We start from the raw sequence: 18884 nt of genomic DNA, 5'->3' as shown, positions 1-18884 counted from the left end.
CCAAGCATCCGAGCAGCGCCTCGATCAGCATCCGGGTCCGGGTCCGGGTCCGGCCGCACTGTGGGCCGCCCCACCCGAGCCCGAGCCCCAGGTCCAGGTCCAGGTCCAGGCCGAGCACCGCCCGCGCCCCGCCCTCTGGCGCCGGGCCCTCTCGTACCGGGCCTTCTGGCGCCGCGGGGCCGTGCGCGCGGGCGCGGTGATCACGCTGCTCGCGCTCTGCGCCCTGGTGATCCTCGCGCTCGTCAGGGACCAGACGGGCGATCAGGGCTTCCTGGTCGGCCTCGGCCTCGCCGTCCTGCCCGTACCGCTCCTCATGGGCGCCTTCCGCTGGCTGGACCGGGTCGATCCCGGCCCCTGGCGCAATCTGCTGTTCGCCTTCGCCTGGGGCGCGTTCGCCGCCGCCCTGGTCGCGATCCTCACCAACTCGTTCGCGACCCAGTGGATAGCCACCGCCACCGCCGATCCGGTGGGCGCCCAGTCCCTGGGCGCGACGCTGATAGCGCCGGTCGTGGAGGAGAGCGCGAAGGCCACCGCGGTTCTGCTCCTCTTCCTCTTCCGCAGGCGGGACTTCACGGGACTGGTCGACGGAGTCGTGTTCGCGGGCTTCACCGCGACCGGCTTCGCGTTCACCGAGAACGTCCTCTACCTCGGCAGCGCCTTCGGCGAGGACCAGTCCATCGGCAACGGGGGATTCGCGTCCTTCACCGTGGCGACGTTCTTCGCGCGGGTCGTGCTGTCGCCCTTCGCGCATCCGCTCTTCACGGTGATGACGGGCATCGGCTTCGGCCTCGCCGCCTCGGCCGCCGGGCGGCGACGGCCCCTCCGGTACGTCGCGCCACCGCTCGGCCTCGTCGCCGCGATGGGCACGCACGCGCTGTGGAACGGCTCGTCGTCCTTCGGCACGTACGGCTTCTACGCGGTGTACGCGCTGTTCATGGTCCCCGTCTTCTCCCTGCTGACCTGGCTGGCCGTCTGGAGCAGGCAGCGCGGGCTGCGTACCGTCCACGACGAACTGCCCGCGTACGCCGCCGCGGGCTGGCTGGCCACCGCCGCGCCCCACACACTGTCCTCGATGCGGGCGCGCACGGCGGCACGGGACTTCGCCGGCCGTACGTACGGACCCGCCGCCGCCCGCGCGGTAGGCGAGTACGAGGCGTTGGCGACGTCCCTGGCGCTCATGCGCCACCGGGCCCACCGCGGCGCGGTGGACCCGGACTTCATCGAGCGCGAGCGGGAACTGCTGCGCCGGCTGTGGCAGCGCAGGAGCGTCGCGGACCCCGCGATGATCTACGCGGCGCGGGCCACGGGACGGGTACGCGTGCCGCCGCCGTACCTGGACTACGAGGGCTACAACCCGTACCGCCAGTACTGACAAGGCAGTTCGAGCCGACCGGCCCCGGGGCAGACAGAACGGATCAGACGGCCCGGATCAGCCGGAACAGATCAGACGCAACCGATCAGGCTCCCCGGTCCGGCGGAGCGGATCAGGCCGACGCGGCCGTCAGCGCCGCCAGTTCGTCCGCCGTCAGCTTCAGGTCCGCCGCGGCCAGCAGCGCCGGCAGCTGCTCGACCGTACGCGCGGACGCGAGCGGCGCGACCACGGTCGGCTGCGCCGCCAGCCAGGCCAGCGCGACGGTCGAGATCTCGGCGCCGTGCGCCTGCGCGACCTGGTCCAGCGCGGCGAGGACCTTCACACCGCGCTCGGTCTCCAGGTGCTTGGCCGCGCCCTCGGCGCGCTTGCTGTCGACCGTGCTGCCCGGGCGGTACTTGCCGGTGAGGAAGCCGGACGCGAGCGCGTAGTACGGGACGGTCGACAGGCCGTGGCGCGCCACGCTGTCCTGGAGCGGGCCCTCGTAGGAGTCGCGCGAGACCAGGTTGTACTGCGGCTGGAGCGCCACGTACTTCGCGAGGCCCTCACGCTCAGAGAAGGCGATCGAGGCGTCGAGCCGTTCCGCGCTGATGTTGGAGGCGGCGATGGCACGCACCTTGCCCGCCTTCACCAGCTGGTCGAGGGCGGTGATGATCTCCTCGACCGGGACGCTCACATCGTCGAAGTGCGTGTAATAGAGGTCGATGTGGTCCGTGCCCAGCCGCCGCAGCGACTCTTCGACGCCGCCCTTGATGGTGTCGGCGGCGAGGCCCTTGAACTTCTCGTGGGCGCCGACCTTCGTCGCGACCAGCACGTCGGAACGGTTGCCGCGGGAGGCGATCCACTCACCGATGATCGTTTCCGATTCGCCGCCCTCATTGCCGTCCACCCAGGCGGAGTAGACGTCGGCGGTGTCGATGAAGTTGCCGCCCGCCGCGGCGTACGCGTCGAGCACGGCGAAGGACTGGGCCTTGTCCGCGGTCCAGCCGAAGACGTTGCCGCCGAGGGCGAGCGGGAAGACCTGGAGGTCGGAGGAGCCAAGCTTGCGAAGATCAGTCATGAGGTGATTCAACCCCCGCGCGGGCTCCCCCTATTCCACCTCGGGCCCACGGCTCGCGGCGGTGTTCCCGAGCGGCCGGGCCCGGGTTGCCACCCGAGGCCCGGCCCGCCGCGTCCGCCGCGTCCGTTCCGTCAGGGATTGAGTCCGTTGCTCCGCAGCCAGGCCATCGGGTCGATGCCGGTGCCGTCCGGAGTGTGCACCTCGAGGTGCAGATGCGGCCCGGTCACATTGCCGGTCGCGCCCACCCGGCCGATCAGCTCGCCCGTGGTGACCTTCTGCCCGGCGGTGACGGTCATGGACGACTGGTGGCAGATCCACAGCTCCGTGCCGTCGTCCAGTTCGAGCACCGTGCGGTAGCCGTACGAGCCCGACCAGCCGGCCGACAGGACCGTACCGCCGTGAATGGCCTTGATCGGGGTGCCCGTCGGGGCAGCGAAGTCCAGGCCCGTGTGATAGCCCGAGGACCACATGGAGCCGGCCTCGCCGAAGGTGGAGGTGAGGGTGTACGAGGCGACCGGGAGGCTGAAACTGGCGGCCAGCTTGGCCAGCCGCTCGGCCTCTTCCTTCTTCTTGGCCTCTTCCTCCGCCTTCTTCTTCGCCTCTTCGGCCTTCTTCTCGGCCGCGTCCTGCTGCTGCTTCGCCTGCTCCTGCGCCTTCTCGGCGGCCGCCGCCTCGGCGGCCACCTGCTGGGCCGTGTCCGCCGCGGTCTGCTGCTGCTCGGCCTGCTGGAGGATCCTGGCGCGCAGCGCCTCGCCCGCGTCGGTGGTGCCCTGCTCGGCGTCCTCACTCGTGAGGCCCGCCGTGGTGAGCGGGGCGTCCGCGGCCATGGCCGCGAAGTCCGGCTCGGCGTTCTTCTCGTCGTGCGAGACAAGAGAACCGACACCCGGCAGCGACGTGGCGTCGGGCAGGTTGTCGGTGATGACGTCGGGGAGGGTGATGGAGATGGGGGGCTTGCTCTGCGCGGTGGCCATGCCACCCGCGCCGACGGCGGCTATGACGCCGACACCCAGGACCGTGGAGCTGCGCGCGAGTCCGTTGCGCTGCTTGGCGACGCGGTGTCTGCCGCGCACGGGGAGGACGGACTCCTCTGTGGGGTTCCACTCCGCCCACTGTCTGACCGGCTCCTCGCCGAGAACGGTGGTACCGAAGGGGGCCTCTTGGGCAGGCTTGTCTGACGCCACGGGGGCGCACTCCTTTCCTTCCTTCTCGCCTACCGGGTTAGCTGACGGGTTCGGAGCAGGAAGGTCTCCTACGAGCGTCTTTCCGCTGCGCGAGGCAGCAAAAGATGCCCGATTCACCCCAATTTTTGGTTCCCCGGTTTCCATGCGGAATTCGGCGCGTGCGCGCGGCGCCATCTCTGCCGACGGCTGGGACAACCGCGCTGCGTTATCGAACGTTAATAGAGAGTCCGGCTTTATTCCAAGCCATTCCCGATGATCGTTAACAACTTCGCAACGGACTTACCCGGACGCAAGCGGGTGCAACCGGGTGATTTGGCTGCTCGTCGGTACACCTCCGCTTCCTGACCGTAAGTCAAATGTTATGCGGAGGGATGTACTGCGGTCACCTGAAGTGATAATCCGTGCGCGAGGCCCCTGAGCTCCTTGAGGGAACTCAGGGGCCTCAGAGGCGCACGGAGTGAGCGGCATGGCTCACGGCACGCACGGTGTGGGCGGCATGGCTCCGCGACTCAACGGTGCGGGCCGTACGAGTCCGTGACTCACGGCGTGAGCGGCATGGCTCCGCGCCGCTCCGGCCACTCCTCCAGCTGCTCTCCCGTCGGCCGGCAGACCGCGAGCAGCGCCATGTCGTCCTTGCTGCCGCCTCCGGTGTAATCGACCACCTCGCCGACCAGCTCGTCGAGCAGTGCCTCGGGACCCTTGAAGGTCCGGCCGAGCAGCCGGGCGCCCGTGTCGAAGAAGACGCCCTCTTCGTTGCGCGCCTCGGAGAGCCCGTCCGTATAGAGGAGCAGCGTCGCGCCGTCGGGGTACTCGATCTGGTCCGCGCGGTCCGGCAGGCTGCCGAGGTCGCCCATGCCCAGCGGCAGCGCGTACTCGTCCGGCTCCAGCGACCGCAGCGATCCGTCCGCGAACAGCAGCAGGGGCGCCGGATGCCCGCGGTTGACCAGCCGTACGACATTCTCGCCGTATGGGATCTCGGCGAGCACCGCGGTGGTGAACCCCTCGAAGGCGTCGAGTTCACCCCGTAGCGCCTTCTCGCGCATGATCGCGCGCTCCAGGCGCTGCGCGACGCCCTCCAGGGACCGTTCCTGCTCCGCGGCCTCGCGGAAGGCGCCGACGGCCACCGCCACTATGGCGACCGCCTCGAGCCCCTTCCCGCGCACGTCCCCGACCACCAGCCGCACGCCGAACGGGGTGTCGAGCACCACGAACAGGTCACCGCCGATGAACGTGTCTCTCAGCGCGGCCTCGTACCGGGCGGCGACGCGCAGCCCGCCGATCTCCTCGGCCGGGGTGGGCAGCACCGCACGCTGCGCCGTCTCGGCGATGATTCTCGCCGAGGCCAGCCGCTGGCCACTGCGGCGGACGACCCAGTTGATGAACAGCGCGAGGACGGACACCGTCGCCACGGTCGCCGCTTCGGCGACCGTGACCACCACGCTCACCGATTCGATCGCGGTGTCGATGCCCACCACGGCGGCCAGTGAGAGGAGCGCCACCACCGCGGTGTTGCGCGCGCTGGTGAAAGGCGCGGCCAGCAGCGGGGCTGCCGAAAAGAAGGGTGAGGCGGTGACGCTCGCCGGCGTCAGGCTTTCGAGCAGTACGCCCGCGACGAGCATGATCACCGGAAGAATCCGCACGATCATCGGTGGCGGACGTCCGGTCCCGCGCGGCCTCCCGAGGCTGCTCGCGCCGTTCGGACCGTCGGGGTCGCTCATGCCGCCCCGGGCGTCCGCGCGGGGCGCACGGCTCGCGCCGCCGCTCGCATCACTCGGGGCGTCGGCGCCCCGTTTCAGCTTCCCCACCAATGATCTCCTGCCCGGTCCACCTTCGGCTGCGGAAGGTACCGCGCTCCCACCAGGCTGTCCGCCGCCACGTCGGGCGGCGATTCGCCGTCGGCCGAGTGGGCTACGGCCGAGTGGGCTACGGCCATGAACATGGAACGATTCATACGCCTGAGCTTGACACTGCGTAGCGATCACTCGCAGACCTTAGAACCCTGCACGCGATCCGCTCTGTCCCATTCTGCCCGAATATCTGACGCTTCGGTGGGTACCGAGGGCGGGTTTACCGTCACCAAATCTGGGTAAAGCCGCCCCGGACACGACGAAGGCCCGGATCCACAGGGATCCGGGCCTTCGTCTTCATGAGTAGCGGGGGCAGGATTTGAACCTACGACCTCTGGGTTATGAGCCCAGCGAGCTACCGAGCTGCTCCACCCCGCGCCGCTGAACGCAACACTACGCCATCCGGAGCAAGATCATCTCCACCCCGGAAAGACCCCGGAAAGGCCGCCCCGCCGGCCCTTTTCCCGGGCGTGCCGACCGCCCGGACATCAGGCGGCCGTCACGACATCGGCCCGGATCGAGGCGGCCCATTCCACCAGAAGCCGCTGATAGCGGTCCTGTTCGGCCTCGGAAAGCGCGCGTCCGGCACCGCCGGCGCGGGTCCACAGGGCGCGGATCTCCGCGTTGACGACGGCGGCGGAACGTACGGGACGGGGCTGAGCCGAAGCGGACGAGGAAGCGGACATGGGAGACAGGCTACGGCCAGCCACTGACATTCGGCAGAGAGTATCTCTAGGGTTACGCCGGTGATCGAAAGCATCGTGTTCGACGTCGGTGAGACGCTCATCCGTGACGACCGTTACTGGGCGGGCTGGGCCGACTGGCTGGGCGTCCCCCGGCACACCATGTCCGCGCTCGTCGGCGCCGTGACCGCGCAGAGCAGGGACAACGCGGATGCCCTGCGGCTCATCAAACCCGGCATGGACGTCGGCGAGGCGTACCGCGCTCGCGAGGCCGCGGGCCGCGGTGAGCATCTGGACGAGTCCGACCTCTATCCCGACGTACGCCCGGCCCTGGCGAAGCTGCGGGACCTCGGCATCCGCGTCGTACTGGCCGGGAACCAGACGGTCAGGGCCGGTGAGCTGCTGCGCGGGCTCGACCTGCCCGCCGATCTCGTCGCGACCTCCGGCGAGTGGGGCGTGTCCAAGCCGTCCGCGGAGTTCTTCGCGCACGTCTCGAAGGTGGCGGAGGCGGCCCCCGAGCACACGCTGTACGTCGGCGACCACCCGGTGTACGACCTGTACCCGGCGAAGGAGGCCGGTCTGCTCACCGCCCATCTGCGGCGCGGCCCGTGGGGCTATCTGTGGGCGGACGACCCCGGGGTGATCGAGGCGGCGGACTGGCGTATCGACGGGCTCACGCAGTTGGCGTCGATCGTCGCGGAGTGACGGGCGGGGCGCGCCGTGGCCGTACGCACCGCTCGCAGCCGTACGTACCCGTCCCCGAAGGGCTACCGGGTGCGGCGCCCGTCCCGGACCCCGAGCCCGCCACCCGGCGACCCCGAACCCGCTCACGCAGCCGCGTACTCGTGCGGTTCGCCGCCCTGCCACTCCACCCAGCCGGGATCGTCTATGAGGTCCCAGGCGTCGGGCAGGCCGGCCAGGCGCAGGAACTCGATCAGGTGTTCGTCCGAGTGGGCGAGTCCCATGATCCGCCCGCGGACCGTGACCCGCCGGCCGCCCGTCCCGGACGCCCGGTGTACGACGATCGGTGCATCACTCATAAGCCCAAGCCTGCGACGATCCCGCCCGGTCCGCAGCATGTCGGACCGAATCATTTTTCCGGCCGGGCCGCCGGACCGCCGTGGAGACGGACGGCGGGCTGATCGGGAATCCGGCTCGGTGGCTCCACTGTTCTCCCCTTGACGCCGAATCCGGCGCGCCTTGTTGAGCGACGCCGAAGACGACGCCGAAGACGCGGAAAGAGGGCTCTGCACCATGTTTGATCCGGAAGCTCTGTACATATGGGAGCCGAACGGCCTGGAGGCAGCACAAAAGGCGGCCGCCGAGTCGGGGGACGGCCTCGTCCTGCTCTACCAGTTCGACGGGTTCATCGACGCCGGACTGGCGGGTACCTCGGTCGTCCGCCATCTGCTGGAGGAGGGCGACCCGCGCGTAGTCGCGCGGTTCGACACCGACCAGCTGATCGACTACCGGACGCGGCGGCCCCAGATGATCTTCCGGCGCGACCGGTGGGCTTCCGTGGACGCGCCTGAGCTGGCGGTACATCTGGTGAACGACGCCACGGGCACGCCGTTCCTGGTACTGAGCGGGCCCGAGCCCGACGGTCGCTGGGAGGCCTTCAGCGCCGCGGTGCGCGATCTGGTGGACCGGCTCGGCGTCCGGCTGACCGTGTACGTCCACGGCATGCCCATGAGCGTGCCGCACACCCGTCCCGTGGGCCACACCCCGCACGGCACCCGCCGGGACCTCGCCGCGCCCGTGCCCGCCTGGTTCGAGAAGGCCCCCGTGCCCGGCAGCGCCGCCGCGCTGCTGGAGCTGCGTCTCGGCGAGGCGGGGTACGACGTACTCGGCCTCGGCGCCCATGTGCCGCACTACGTGACCGACTCGCCCTATCCGGCCGCGGCGGTGGTCCTGCTGGAGGCCGTACAGGCGGCCACCGGCCTGGTGCTGCCGAGCGCGGGACCGCGTTCCCTCATCGACGACGTACGCGCCGAGATCGACGCCCAGCTGGCCGAGGCGGACGAGCTGGCCGAGTCGGTGCGCGCGATGGAGCGCCAGTACGACCTGGCCATGGTCGCCATGGCGGACACGATGGCGGCGGACGACCGCGTTACCGGCGCCGATCTGCCGACGGCGGACGAGCTGGGACGCCTCTTCGAGGACTTCCTGGCCGAACAGGACCGCGGCGCGAACGGCTGACGGGGCGCGGCCGCCGCATGCGGCAGGGGCCCGATCGCCTTCCGGCGACCGGGCCCCTGCTCGTGGCCTCGTGGTTGTACGTACGGCCTCGGCCTCACGGCCGGGCGCTGCGCCGGACCACGGCTCAGTCGGACTGGCGCGGGGCGCTCGGCGTACGCGGGGTGCTCGCGGCACTCGGGGCGCTCAGCCGGGCCAGCAACTGCATGGCCTCGGCCGACGGCGAGCCGGGCTCGGCGTTGTACACGACCAGGCGCTGCCCCGGGTCCGCGAGCTGCAGCACCTCCTCGGCGAGGGTGATGTCGCCCACGATGGGGTGCTGGTAGTTCCGGACACCGAACGAGCAGTCGCTGACCGGGTGCGAGGACCACAGGGAGGCGAAGTGGGCGCTTTTCACGGTCAGCTCGCCGATCAGCCCATTCAGCCCCGGGTCGTCGGGATAACGCCCCGCGGCCATGCGGAGATAGGCGACCGTCTCCCCGGTCTTCTCCTCCCAGTCCGCGTACAGGTCGAGCATATGCGGGTCGAGAAAGACCAGACGGGCCAGGTTCGGCCGGTCCACCGGCCGATCCACCGATTCGAAGTCGAGATGGCCTGCGAACAGCGTGTACGCCATGCGGTTCCAGGCGAGCAGATCCAGATTGCGCCCGAGAACGAAAGCCGGGGAGTTCTCCAGAGCGTCGACCATCATGCGTACGCCGGGCCGCGCGAATTCCGCCGTCGTGGGCCGCGCGGTTCTGCGCTGCGGCCTGGCGAGGCTGTGCAGATGCGTACGTTCGTCGTCGTCCAGCCGCAGCGCGTCGGCGAGCGCGTCCAGCACACTGTCGGACGCGTTACGGCTCAGCCCCTGCTCAAGACGTGTGTAGTACGCGAGGCTCACCCCCGCGAGCAGCGCCAGCTCCTCACGGCGCAGGCCCGCGACACGACGGCGTCTGCTCTCCGCGTTCAGCCCCACGTCCTGCGGGTGCAGTGCGCCCCGGCGTGAGCGTAGAAACTCTCCCAGTTCGGCCATGTCACCGATTATGACTCGGCTCCGGCTTTTCCCCGCGGGCTCAGCCTGACCCTGTCGGTGGCAGGCTAACCGGAATCCGGGAGCAGAGCGTCACGAAGTGTTTACGCGAACCTCTCGCGACGCTTATCCGGCCACCCACGAATTCAGCCCGCGCGCCGTCAGCAATAGCCGGACGCCCGCGCGCGCCCTGTGGCTCGGAGAGAACCACGCTCACAGAGAACCAGGCTCGCCAGGGACCATCGCCTGCCGAGAGAACCGTAGAAAGCGGAGCCACGCTCCCCTGAAATTGTCTTTGGTGGAACCGGCCGCCACCGCCGCGGACCAGTCCCAGGAAGAGGCCGTCCGCACCACGCTGCCCACGGTCAGACACGCCGAGGAGATCGGCCTGCACCGCGTCCGGTTCGCCGAACACCACGCGATGCAGGGCCTCGCGTCGCTCGCCCCGGATGCCCGTATCCCCGTCCTCATCGGCTCAGGCCGCCCGGGAAAGCGTTGCCCAGCGCCTGCGTGATCTCCGGGCCGATGCCGGGATCACCGGGTCTGAGCCGGCCGTTCGGTGCGGATGGACGCACTCGAAGTCCAGCCGCACCGAGAACGCCCGGACGCCTCCGTCCCCCGCCGACCTACGGGCCTGGTGCCGCGCGTGCGGCGCGGAGGACCAGGCCGTGGACATCATCGCCCAGTCGCGCAATGCCGAGTCCCAGTACGTCGAATGGCGGCGCCGGGTGCGGTCGGGGTTCAAGCAGTTGCAGCACAGCTACGTTCCGCTCGCAAGGCGACACGGGTCTTCCGTGTGTCCTCGGCGACGCTGGTGCCCGGCCTGCTCCAGACCGAGGGCTACGCCACCGGGCTGATGTCGGCGATCACGGACTTCCGTGAGATCCCGAACGACGTCGCCGACGCGGTCACCGCGCGCCTGGAGAGATCGCGAATTCTTCATGAGCGGGGTCATCATGAGCGGGGTCATCATGAGCGGGGTCACCGCTTCGTTCTCGTCGTCGAGGAGTCGGCGTTGCGGTACCGGATGGGCGACGCGGACGCCATGGCCGCGCAACTCGGCCACCTTCTCACCGCCGGGGCCCTGCCCGCCGTGTCTCCCGGTGCCCTCCCCGCGGCGACTCTGTCGCGCGCCATCCGGCCCATGGAAACGTTCCACATGTACGACGACACGCTTGTGTTGGCGGAGTTGCTGTCCGCGAGGGTCACGGTCACGCAGCCCACCGAGATCGTGTACCTCAAGGCGTTCGAGGAACTGCGGAGCACGGCCTTGTACGGAGCCGAGGCGCGCGCACTGATCGTGCGGGCCATCGAAGCGCTGGCATGACCCCTGTAATCGTCCGGGTGTTCCCTGCGGGCCGAACGGGGCCCGGCCGAGGAGCGGAACCGGGGCCGCGCCGGCATCAAGAAGGTGACGGATTACGTATTTGCCCAGGTCAGAGCCTTCCTGACCTGGGCCGGAGCGGTAGGCCGTGTGGGACTTGAACCCACAACCAACGGATTAAAAGTCCGCTGCTCTGACCAATTGAGCTAACGGCCCGCACCCCGCAGCATAGTCAATCCCCGGGGCCGATCGGCCAGTCCGGGGGGGCGGCGCCGTTGTGGCGGGCCGCGACGGGCGGGGGCGGGCCGGGGCGAGGGCGGAGCCGGGGCGAGGGCGGAGCCGGGGCGAGGGCGGAGCCGGGGCGAGGGCGGAGCCGGGGCGACGGTGGGGCCGAGGGATCGGGGCGACGGCGGAATCCGCTGGGCGTTCTGTCCGGCAGACGGCTGAAATCGGCGGTGCACAGGGGTGGTTGTGCGCCGAGTGCGTTGACCGGCCGAATCCGTTGCGCCGACGCTCCGTTATCCAGACTCCAGTCGCTGGATACCGCTGATCCGGTCCGGAGCGCCGTCCCGCCGTGGTCCCTCATCCCTCCACCGCGTCCGACGCGCGCGGGGCCGCGATCGGAAGCAGGAGGAAACGCATGTGTGGCATCACCGGATGGGTCTCCTTCGACCGTGATCTGCGGTCCGCGTCCAGGACCCTGGACGCGATGACGCGGACGATGTCCTGCCGGGGTCCGGACGACCGCGGTACGTGGGCCGACGGGCCCGTGGCGCTCGGGCACCGGCGGCTCGCGGTCATCGATCTGCCCGGCGGGGCGCAGCCGATGACGCTGGCGACCCCTCGGGGCAGCCTCGCGCTGGTCTACTCGGGCGAGACGTACAACTTCACCGACCTGCGCGAGGAGTTGGCGGGACGCGGGCACCGGTTCCGTACGCAGTCGGACACCGAGGTCGTCCTGCGCGGCTATCTGGAATGGGGCACGGCCGTCGCGGAACGGCTGGGCGGGATGTACGCGTTCGCCGTCTGGGACGGCCGCGAGGACAAGCTCGTGATGGTCCGCGACCGCATGGGCATCAAGCCCCTCTACTACTACCCGACCCCCGACGGTGTTTTGTTCGGTTCCGAGCCCAAGGCGATCCTCGCCAACCCGCTCGCCCGCGCCCGCGTCGCACTCGACGGCCTGCGCGAGCTGTTCGCCTTCGTCAAGACGCCCGGGCACGCCATCTGGGACGGCATGTACGAGGTCGAGCCCGGCAGTGTCGTCACCGTGGACAGGAACGGGCTGCGCCGGCACGTCTACTGGGCACTGGAGACCCGCGCGCACCCCGACGGCCGCGAGGCGTCGATCGCGCGCGTTCGGGAACTGCTCGACGACAGTGTGCGCCGCCAACTCGTCGCCGACGTACCGCTCTGCACGCTGCTCTCCGGCGGTCTTGACTCCTCCGCGATGACGGCGATCGCCGCCCGGCGACTGGCCGCGAGCGGTGAGACGGTCAGCAGCTTCGCCGTCGACTTCGCCGGCCAGACCGAGAACTTCGTCGCCGACGAGCTGCGCCCCACCCATGACACGCCGTACGTGCACGATGTCGCCCGCGCCTCCCGCACGGACCACACGGACATCGTGCTGGACGCGCGCGTCCTCGCCGATCTGGACGTACGTTCCCGGGTCATCGGCGCCCGCGATCTCCCCATGGGGCTCGGCGACATGGACGCCTCGCTCTATCTGCTCTTCAAAGCCGTCCGGGAGCATTCGACGGTCGCGCTGTCCGGCGAGTCGGCCGACGAAGTCTTCGGCGGTTACCGGCACTTCTTCGACGAGGAGGCGCGGAAGGCCGACATGTTCCCCTGGCTCGTCCACTTCGCGCGGGCCTTCGGCGAGGACAGGGGCGTACTGCGTACGGAGCTGACGGCGGCCATGAACCTGCCGGTGTACGTCCAGGACAGCTACGCCACGGCCGTCGGCGCGGTCCAACGGCTCGACGGCGAGAGCGACTTCGAGTTCCGGATGCGCAAGATCTGCCATCTGCACCTGACCCGGCTCGTCCGGCTGCTGCTCGACCGCAAGGACCGGCTGAGCATGGCCGTCGGCCTGGAGGTCAGGGTGCCGTTCTGCGACCACCGGCTGGTCGAGTACGTGTACAACACCCCGTGGTCGCTCAAGTCGTTCGACGGCCGGGAGAAAAGTCTGCTGCGCGAGGCGACGGCCGATGTCCTGCCGCGCTCGGTGTACGACCGCGTGAAGAGCCCGTATCCGACCACCCAGGACCCCGCGTACGCCCTGGCCCTCCAGGGGCACGTGAAGGATCTGCTCGCGAACCCCTTCCACCAGGTCTTCGACCTCGTCGACCGGGACAGGGCCGCGCTCGCGGCCGGGCGGGACGTGGCGGAGATCAACCAGACGACCCGGCAGGGCCTCGAACGCACCCTGGACCTCGCGCTCTGGCTGGACCTCTACCGCCCGGAAGTATCGCTCACCTGAATCGGCCACCCGCATCGGTCACTTGAATCGCTCACCCGAATCGCTCACCCGATCGATCCATCCATCGATCGGGTTGATCACCTTCGTGAACATCCCACCGGCCGGAGCCAGTTGGGCATGCTGGAGCCATGTCTGAGCACGGTGAGAACGTACCGGCGTACCAGAAGGTCAGAGTCGGCCCGCAGGACTCCCCCGCGGCCGCCATCGCCGACGTGGACGCGTGGCAGGCCCGCGATCAGTACCCCCATCTGCTCGGTGGCGGCGGCCCGGTCTTCGGGGTGGCCCAGGAGCTGGACACCGGTGGCTGGGAGATCCTGAGCTTCGGTGAGGTCTACCCGCAGACCGCGCGCGACAGCATGTCGATGGTCTTCAGACAGCGGGCCAGCGAGGCCGAGAAGGACGGAAACGCCGACGCCCGGGCGGAGTTGATGGAAGCCGCCGAACGGCTCGACTGGGAGGTCCTGGACGACCTGACGGTGTGCGGCATCCGGTACCGGATCGTACGGGCCGAGCCGTTCATCCGGATGGGTCCGACGGGCCCCGAGCCGCCCCGTCCCTCCGACCCCGATCCGGCAGAGGTGGGCGAGGCGTACCGACTGCCCCTGCCCACCAAGGGGTTCGTGATCGACACGTTCGCGGAGTCCGGGATGTCGGAGGCCATCCTGCGGGTGGAACTGCTGACGCTGGTACGCAAGCCGGGCACGGTCCCCGACGACGTGTGGGAGGACTCCCAGGTCGCGGTACGTACGCACCCGGGCGGGGTGCTGCTGCCCGCCGAGTTCATGACCGCGGAGTACGTGAACGGCGACTGGCGCCCGACCGCCGCCACGAGCGGGACCCCGCAGGGCGCGCGGGACGTGCTCGGCACGTATCTGCGCGTCATGGCCCCGGTCGTGGAGCGGCTGGACAAGGAACAGCGCGCCGTCTACGCGGCGGCGGCCGACAAGCTCGACGCCGAACGCTCCGACGAGATCGAGGTCGCGGGCTGCCTCAGCCGCGTGGTCCGGGTCGAACGGCTCGTACGGATCGGCCCCGACGGCCCCGAGGGCCCCCGCCCATCCGACCACGACCCCGAGCCGCCCCCGTCCGTCCACGTGGAGCAACTGCGGGCGCAGGGCGTGATCCTGGACGAGAACGAGCCGCTGGTGCTTTCGGAGGAGACGAAGGAGCTGTCCCGCCTCTACTACGAGGAGGAGGAGCGCCGGAAGGCCCTGCGCGAGGCGAGGGGCGCGGCGAGGAGCGCGGCGGACGACCGGGACGAGAACCGGCCCTGAGCCCCAGGCCCCCATGCCTCCACGCCTCCGAGCCGCACCGGACAGGGCCGGCATGTCCCCCCGGCAGGGTCAGCGGCGCGGGACGTCCTTGATGAACACGATCCCGTCGTATCCGGCCACGTGGGCCGGATCCAGGGGCGCGTAGCCGAACCACGGCGATACACGGGCCGCGCACCGCGTACCGCCGAGGGCTGCGGCCAGCCGTGGCGCGTCGATGACGCAGCGGTCCTCCGGGAGCGCGTACAGGAGCCCTTCCACGGTCTCCGGCGGCGGCGCCTGAACCCCCTGGTGTTCGATCGTGCCCAGGCCGGTGGCCACGAAGGCGTACTCCGGGCCGAGTTGGGCGGCCACCAGCGCACCGGCACTCCACCATTCCACGGGTGCCCCGCCCATCCGCATGGAGCTGCGGGCCCGTTGGAGATGGCCGTTGTGGGCGTGGACGAGTGCCGGGCCGCGTTCGGTGAGTGCGAGGAGGTTGTGGGCCATCATCTGATCGCGCAGGCCGACCAGCCAGGTCATGCGGGCCGGTGAGGTGTCGGCCATCCAGTGGTGGTAGCGCAGCAGACCGGTCGCGGTACGCCCATACAGGCGCGCCCGGTCCCAGTCGTCGCGCGAGGCCGCCGCGAGGAGATGCGGTCTGTGCTGGTCGAGCAGTGCCGCCAGATCGTCGGCGAGCAGGCGCAGTTGGCCGGCCTCGGCCGACTGTCCCGTGGACCGGGACGGGTCCCTCATCGCGGCGGGGTCGGTCCACAGGTCGTCGGCGCCGAGGAGGCGGTCGAGTGTGTCGGCGGTGCACGGGAGCAGATCCGCGTCCAGCCGGGCCGCGAGGTGACCGTGGAGCGCGGTGAGTGCCTGCCGGGGGCTCGCCGCGTGGGTGATCTCCAGCGGCGCGTCGAAACCGGCGAAGCGGAGCCGGTCGGACACGGGCCGCCTCTCGTTGTCGGCGCGAACGTTGAAGGCTCTCATCCAGCGCACGAGTTCACGGTTGGCCTCGGATGCGCCCCAGCCGTGGCTGAACCCGCGCTCCATGACGTCGTCGAGCGTGCCCGTGCCCGAGGTGACGTAGTCGTCCACGATCAGGCCCGCCACGCAGTCGCTCTCGATCGCGATCGTCCGGTAGCCCTCCTGCTCGACAAGCTGCCGGAAAAGCTCGTTGCGCAGATCGAGCAGGGCGTCCTCGCCGTGGGTGGGCTCGCCCAGCGCGAGCAGCCGGGGCCGGGCCGGGAGCAGCCCCATGACGGCGGCGGCCTCGACGGCGCGGACGGTGTCCTTGATGTCAGTAGCCATGCCTTCAACGCTATCGTTGAAGCCTCGGTTGAAACTTTTCCGGGATATCGTCGGGACTGTGGGACGAAACCTTCAAACCGGTAAAGGGCTCAGGCCGGTTGATCTGGCGCGCGGACACGGTCTGTCCACGCAGGCGGTCAGGAACTACGAGGAGGCCGGCATCCTTCCGGCCTCCGGTCGCACGGCCCACGGCTACCGCACCTACACCCCGCTGCACGCGAGCGCCCTGCGCGCGTTCCTCGCCCTGGTGCCCGGCCACGGTCACCGGACGGCGACGGCGATCATGCGGGCCGTGAACCGGGGCGCGGTCGATGAGGCGTTCCGTCTCATCGATGAGAGCCACGTCCAGCTCCTCGACGACCGGCGGACCCTCCGGACCGTGGAGAGCGCGCTCCGCGATTTGAATTCCGCCACGCCGTCCGGGGACGGTGCGGGGTCCGGCAGGGGCGCCGGTGCGGGGGCCCGTGCGGGGTCCGGGCCCGCCGAGGCCTTGGGGCGGGGCGGCACGTTCATCGGGCCGCTGGCGGACACGCTCGCGGTCCGGCCCGCGACACTGCGCGCATGGGAGCGCGCCGGGCTGGTGCGCCCACGCCGCGACCCTCGGACCGGGTACCGCGTCTACGACGAGGCCGACGTACGTGACGTCCGGCTGGCGCACCAACTCAGGCGGGGTGGTTACCTGTTGGAGCAGATCGCTCCGCTGCTCGACCAGGTGCGCGCGGCCGGCGGGCCGGAGCCGCTGGCGGCCGCGCTGCAGGACTGGCAGGGTCGGCTGTCCGCCCGGGGGCGGTCGATGCTGGCCGGGGCTGCGGAGTTGGAGGCGTACCTCCGCGAGCGCGGATGAGACTCCGGCCGCCGGCCGGCGGGCGGTTTCCGTCCGGCGGGCGATTTCCGTCCGACGAGCGATTTCCGTCCGACGAGCGATTTCCGTCCGACGAGCGATTTCCGTCCGACGAGCGATTTCCGTCCGACGTTCCGCGACCGCCGACACCCGCCCGTAAGGGAGCGTGCCGACCGCCGGGTGCCCGCCTTCCGGGCCTTGATACGTGCGGAGTTGGCACCCGGCGGCCCCTCAGGACCGGTCGCTCGCGCAGGGCCAGTCGCTTGCGCAGGGCCCGTCGCTCGCGCCGACCGGGTTCAGCCGGCCTTGGCGACTCCGACGTACAGCGGGCTCTCCTCGTCCTCCGGGGCTTCCGTGTCCCGGTACCACCGCGGGGCCGTCACCAGTCCCGGTTCGACCAGTTCGAGCCCGTCGAAGAACCGTGCGACGTCGGCGTGGGTGCGCGGGCGGAGGGTGATGCCGCCGGTGCCGTACGTCTGCGTCACCTCGCCCTCCAACTGCCGGTGGAAATCGGCCGTTCCGTGCGAGAACACCAGGAAGCTGCCGGCCGGGAGCGCGTCCACGAGCGAGCGGGTGAGGCCGTACGGGTCGTCCGTGTCCGGGATGAAGTGCATGAGCGCGATCAGCGAGAGGGCGATGGGCCTGCTGAAGTCCAGGAACTCACGCGCGTGTTGGAGGATCGTCTGCGGGTCGCGTACATCGGCCTGGATGTAGTCCGTGGCGCCCTCGGGCCTGCTGATCAGCAGCGCCTCCGCGTGACGCAGCACGATCGGGTCGTTGTCGGTGTAGACGATCCGCGACTTCGGGTTCACCCGCTGGACGATCTGGTGCAGATTCGGCTCGGTGGGGATGCCCGTACCGATGTCGAGGAACTGGTCGACGCCGCCGCGCACCACCCATTCGACGGCCCGGTTCATGAAGGCGCGGTTCTGCCTGGCGCTCCACCGGGAGATCTCGGGCAACTGCCTGCCCACCGCCTGGTCGACGATGTAGTTGTCCTTACCTCCAAGCAGGTAGTCGTAGACCCGCGCGGGGTGGGGTCTGCTCGTGTCGATCTGGGGCTTGGGGGTATCTGCCGTCATCTGGCGCTCCATTGCAGCGACTTGCTCTCACGGACTACACGGACTCGTTCTCTCGGGCACGTACTGCTCACCCAGGTGCCCGCTCACAGATTCTCGCGGAAGTCGGTGAGAATCTGCCTCGTCCGGACGGCGGATTCCGCGTGCGCGACCACCCGGTCCATCGCCTCCATGTGCTCGGAGACCTCGTGGGGCCTGTCGAGGTACAGCGCGCCCGTCAGATACTCGATGTAGACCATGTCGGGCACTTCGGGTTCCGCGAACCGGAACAGCACGAACGGACTGTACGTACCGGGGTGGTGGCCGGACGCGAACTCGGCGATCTGGAGCGTCACATGGGGCAGCTCCGTCACGTCGAGCAGCCGGTCGACCTGGGCGCGCATCACCTCGGTCGAGCCGACGGGTCTGCACAGCACCGTTTCGTCCATCACGGCCCAGAAGTTCGGCGCGCCGGGCCGCGTCAGCTGCGCCTGTCTCTCCAGCCGGAGCGCGACGTGTCTCTCGATCCCGGCCGGATCCGACTGGCCGACCGAGCCCGCCGTCAGGATCGCGCGGGCGTAGTCCTCGGTCTGGAACAGACCCGGCACGAAATGCGGTTCGTAGGAGCGGATGGTCTTGGCGGCCTCTTCGAGGCTCACGTAGCCGCTGAACCAGTCGGGCAGTACGTCGTGGTAGCGCTGCCACCAGCCGGGCTTGTTCGCCTCGTCCGCGAGCCGCAGGAAGACCTCGGCCTCGTCGTCGGACACCCCGTACGCGGGGAGCAGGACCTGTACGTACGGGATCTTCAGCGCGACCTCGGCCATCTCCATCCGCCGTATGGTCGCGACCGTCACGCGCAGGAGCCTGGCCGCGTCCTCGCGGCTCAGCCCGGCCTTCTCCCGCAGGGCCCGGAGCTGTTTGCTCAGGACCAGCTGCCCGATCGTCGGCGCAGACCTCGGCTCGCTCACACGACACCTCCAGGCACCACCGACATAGCGATCAAGCATGCCACAGCCGGTGGAACGCGTGTAGGGTGCACCGGCCCGCGCGGGCGCGGTGAGAGCCACCAGTGCGGTGAGAGCCACCGGCGTCGTGAGACCTGCCGGCGTGGTGAAAAGGGTGGGCCGTGTGGGACTCGAACCCACAACCCGCGGATTAAAAGTCCGCTGCTCTGCCAATTGAGCTAACGGCCCTCGCCACGACATCCCGGAGCGACACCTGTACGCCTGCAACGCCTCGGGACAACATCCACGAGCATAGCCGCCCGTGACCA

General features: G+C 70.1%; 17 protein-coding genes, 3 tRNA genes, 1 pseudogene and 1 riboswitch. Of the genes and pseudogenes, 8 read left to right on the top strand and 13 right to left on the bottom strand.

Features of this window, described 5'->3' with window-relative positions:
* The first annotated feature begins 58 nt into the window (after positions 1 to 58).
* Positions 59 to 1372, top strand: a complete 1314-nt coding sequence (locus ACIP6N_RS13235) for a PrsW family intramembrane metalloprotease (RefSeq protein ID WP_401815260.1) — start codon at positions 59 to 61, stop codon at positions 1370 to 1372.
* Positions 1373 to 1484: 112 nt separating this feature from the next.
* Here ACIP6N_RS13235 and ACIP6N_RS13230 read toward each other — a convergent pair whose 3' ends face one another.
* The 6 genes from ACIP6N_RS13230 to ACIP6N_RS13205 form a co-directional block, all read right to left on the bottom strand.
* Positions 1485 to 2429, bottom strand: coding sequence for an aldo/keto reductase (locus ACIP6N_RS13230; RefSeq protein ID WP_401815193.1), 945 nt, complete (start codon positions 2427 to 2429; stop codon positions 1485 to 1487).
* A gap of 131 nt (positions 2430 to 2560) precedes the next feature.
* A complete protein-coding gene (locus tag ACIP6N_RS13225) occupies positions 2561 to 3610 on the bottom strand; it encodes a M23 family metallopeptidase (RefSeq protein WP_401815192.1) in 1050 nt (349 codons plus the stop codon).
* Between the two features lie 11 nt (positions 3611 to 3621).
* A riboswitch (cyclic di-AMP (ydaO/yuaA leader) is annotated at positions 3622 to 3777 on the bottom strand.
* A gap of 372 nt (positions 3778 to 4149) precedes the next feature.
* Positions 4150 to 5328, bottom strand: coding sequence for a PP2C family protein-serine/threonine phosphatase (locus ACIP6N_RS13220; protein WP_401815259.1), 1179 nt, complete (start codon positions 5326 to 5328; stop codon positions 4150 to 4152).
* Between the two features lie 74 nt (positions 5329 to 5402).
* Positions 5403 to 5561, bottom strand: coding sequence for a hypothetical protein (locus ACIP6N_RS13215; RefSeq protein WP_401815191.1), 159 nt, complete (start codon positions 5559 to 5561; stop codon positions 5403 to 5405).
* A gap of 200 nt (positions 5562 to 5761) precedes the next feature.
* Positions 5762 to 5835, bottom strand: a tRNA-Met gene (locus ACIP6N_RS13210).
* A 110-nt stretch (positions 5836 to 5945) separates the two neighbouring features.
* Positions 5946 to 6143: a hypothetical protein gene (locus ACIP6N_RS13205; protein WP_401815189.1), complete on the bottom strand. Its 198-nt coding sequence runs from the start codon at positions 6141 to 6143 to the stop codon at positions 5946 to 5948.
* A 63-nt stretch (positions 6144 to 6206) separates the two neighbouring features.
* Here ACIP6N_RS13205 and ACIP6N_RS13200 point away from each other — a divergent pair, with 63 nt between their 5' ends.
* Complete coding sequence (locus ACIP6N_RS13200; protein ID WP_401815257.1) at positions 6207 to 6845, top strand: HAD family hydrolase; 639 nt, start codon at positions 6207 to 6209, stop codon at positions 6843 to 6845.
* Positions 6846 to 6967: 122 nt separating this feature from the next.
* Here ACIP6N_RS13200 and ACIP6N_RS13195 read toward each other — a convergent pair whose 3' ends face one another.
* On the bottom strand, positions 6968 to 7180 hold the full coding sequence (locus ACIP6N_RS13195; RefSeq protein ID WP_401815188.1) for a hypothetical protein: 213 nt from the start codon (positions 7178 to 7180) through the stop codon (positions 6968 to 6970).
* A gap of 214 nt (positions 7181 to 7394) precedes the next feature.
* Between ACIP6N_RS13195 and ACIP6N_RS13190 the strand changes: the two genes are divergently transcribed.
* The gene (locus tag ACIP6N_RS13190) at positions 7395 to 8339 is read left to right on the top strand and encodes a PAC2 family protein (protein WP_401815187.1); all 945 of its coding nucleotides are present in this window, start codon (positions 7395 to 7397) and stop codon (positions 8337 to 8339) included.
* Between the two features lie 124 nt (positions 8340 to 8463).
* On the opposite strand, the gene ACIP6N_RS13185 is transcribed toward ACIP6N_RS13190, so the two are convergent.
* Positions 8464 to 9348 carry a helix-turn-helix transcriptional regulator gene (locus ACIP6N_RS13185; protein ID WP_401815185.1) on the bottom strand — a complete coding sequence of 295 codons (885 nt, stop codon included), beginning with the start codon at positions 9346 to 9348 and terminating at the stop codon, positions 8464 to 8466.
* Between the two features lie 295 nt (positions 9349 to 9643).
* Between ACIP6N_RS13185 and ACIP6N_RS13180 the strand changes: the two genes are divergently transcribed.
* Complete coding sequence (locus ACIP6N_RS13180; RefSeq protein ID WP_401815184.1) at positions 9644 to 9859, top strand: hypothetical protein; 216 nt, start codon at positions 9644 to 9646, stop codon at positions 9857 to 9859.
* Positions 9795 to 10672 (top strand): annotated as a pseudogene (locus tag ACIP6N_RS13175) (helix-turn-helix domain-containing protein). The gene ACIP6N_RS13180 and the pseudogene ACIP6N_RS13175 overlap by 65 nt, the downstream one beginning before the upstream one ends.
* A gap of 139 nt (positions 10673 to 10811) precedes the next feature.
* On the opposite strand, the gene ACIP6N_RS13170 reads toward ACIP6N_RS13175, so the two are convergent.
* Positions 10812 to 10885, bottom strand: a tRNA-Lys gene (locus tag ACIP6N_RS13170).
* A gap of 424 nt (positions 10886 to 11309) precedes the next feature.
* Between ACIP6N_RS13170 and asnB the strand changes: the two genes are divergently transcribed.
* Entirely contained in the window at positions 11310 to 13151 is a 1842-nt protein-coding gene (gene asnB / locus ACIP6N_RS13165) for an asparagine synthase (glutamine-hydrolyzing) (RefSeq protein ID WP_401815183.1), read from the top strand.
* Positions 13152 to 13279: 128 nt separating this feature from the next.
* Positions 13280 to 14425: a DUF5954 family protein gene (locus tag ACIP6N_RS13160; RefSeq protein ID WP_401815181.1), complete on the top strand. Its 1146-nt coding sequence runs from the start codon at positions 13280 to 13282 to the stop codon at positions 14423 to 14425.
* A 69-nt stretch (positions 14426 to 14494) separates the two neighbouring features.
* Here ACIP6N_RS13160 and ACIP6N_RS13155 read toward each other — a convergent pair whose 3' ends face one another.
* Entirely contained in the window at positions 14495 to 15712 is a 1218-nt protein-coding gene (locus ACIP6N_RS13155) for an erythromycin esterase family protein (RefSeq protein ID WP_401815180.1), read from the bottom strand.
* Between the two features lie 58 nt (positions 15713 to 15770).
* Between ACIP6N_RS13155 and ACIP6N_RS13150 the strand changes: the two genes are divergently transcribed.
* Complete coding sequence (locus ACIP6N_RS13150) at positions 15771 to 16556, top strand: TioE family transcriptional regulator (protein WP_401815178.1); 786 nt, start codon at positions 15771 to 15773, stop codon at positions 16554 to 16556.
* 293 nt (positions 16557 to 16849) lie between these two features.
* Here ACIP6N_RS13150 and ACIP6N_RS13145 read toward each other — a convergent pair whose 3' ends face one another.
* The 3 genes from ACIP6N_RS13145 to ACIP6N_RS13135 all read right to left on the bottom strand — a co-directional run bounded on the left by ACIP6N_RS13145 (position 16850) and on the right by ACIP6N_RS13135 (position 18804).
* Entirely contained in the window at positions 16850 to 17635 is a 786-nt protein-coding gene (locus ACIP6N_RS13145) for an SAM-dependent methyltransferase (RefSeq protein ID WP_401815177.1), read from the bottom strand.
* An 83-nt stretch (positions 17636 to 17718) separates the two neighbouring features.
* Complete coding sequence (locus tag ACIP6N_RS13140; protein WP_401815175.1) at positions 17719 to 18579, bottom strand: helix-turn-helix domain-containing protein; 861 nt, start codon at positions 18577 to 18579, stop codon at positions 17719 to 17721.
* A gap of 152 nt (positions 18580 to 18731) precedes the next feature.
* A tRNA-Lys gene (locus ACIP6N_RS13135) sits at positions 18732 to 18804 on the bottom strand.
* Between the last annotated feature and the right edge of the window lie 80 nt (positions 18805 to 18884).

It is taken from the genome of Streptomyces sp. NPDC088725 (assembly GCF_044751305.1).
In the GTDB taxonomy this organism is placed as follows: Bacteria; Actinomycetota; Actinomycetes; order Streptomycetales; family Streptomycetaceae; genus Streptomyces.
This window is presented reverse-complemented; position numbering and strand designations above follow the sequence as displayed.

Bases quoted from the DNA above. Each gene is read 5' to 3' on its own strand.
- asnB (WP_401815183.1), top strand. From the start codon at position 11,310: ATGTGTGGCATCACCGGATGGGTCTCCTTCGACCGTGATCTGCGGTCC.
- ACIP6N_RS13230 (WP_401815193.1), bottom strand. From the start codon at position 2,429: ATGACTGATCTTCGCAAGCTTGGCTCCTCCGACCTCCAGGTCTTCCCG.
- ACIP6N_RS13160 (WP_401815181.1), top strand. From the start codon at position 13,280: ATGTCTGAGCACGGTGAGAACGTACCGGCGTACCAGAAGGTCAGAGTC.
- ACIP6N_RS13195 (WP_401815188.1), bottom strand. From the start codon at position 7,180: ATGAGTGATGCACCGATCGTCGTACACCGGGCGTCCGGGACGGGCGGC.
- ACIP6N_RS13220 (WP_401815259.1), bottom strand. From the start codon at position 5,328: ATGAGCGACCCCGACGGTCCGAACGGCGCGAGCAGCCTCGGGAGGCCG.
- ACIP6N_RS13185 (WP_401815185.1), bottom strand. From the start codon at position 9,348: ATGGCCGAACTGGGAGAGTTTCTACGCTCACGCCGGGGCGCACTGCAC.
- ACIP6N_RS13205 (WP_401815189.1), bottom strand. From the start codon at position 6,143: ATGTCCGCTTCCTCGTCCGCTTCGGCTCAGCCCCGTCCCGTACGTTCC.
- ACIP6N_RS13155 (WP_401815180.1), bottom strand. From the start codon at position 15,712: ATGGCTACTGACATCAAGGACACCGTCCGCGCCGTCGAGGCCGCCGCC.
- ACIP6N_RS13145 (WP_401815177.1), bottom strand. From the start codon at position 17,635: ATGACGGCAGATACCCCCAAGCCCCAGATCGACACGAGCAGACCCCAC.
- ACIP6N_RS13190 (WP_401815187.1), top strand. From the start codon at position 7,395: ATGTTTGATCCGGAAGCTCTGTACATATGGGAGCCGAACGGCCTGGAG.
- ACIP6N_RS13215 (WP_401815191.1), bottom strand. From the start codon at position 5,561: ATGAATCGTTCCATGTTCATGGCCGTAGCCCACTCGGCCGTAGCCCAC.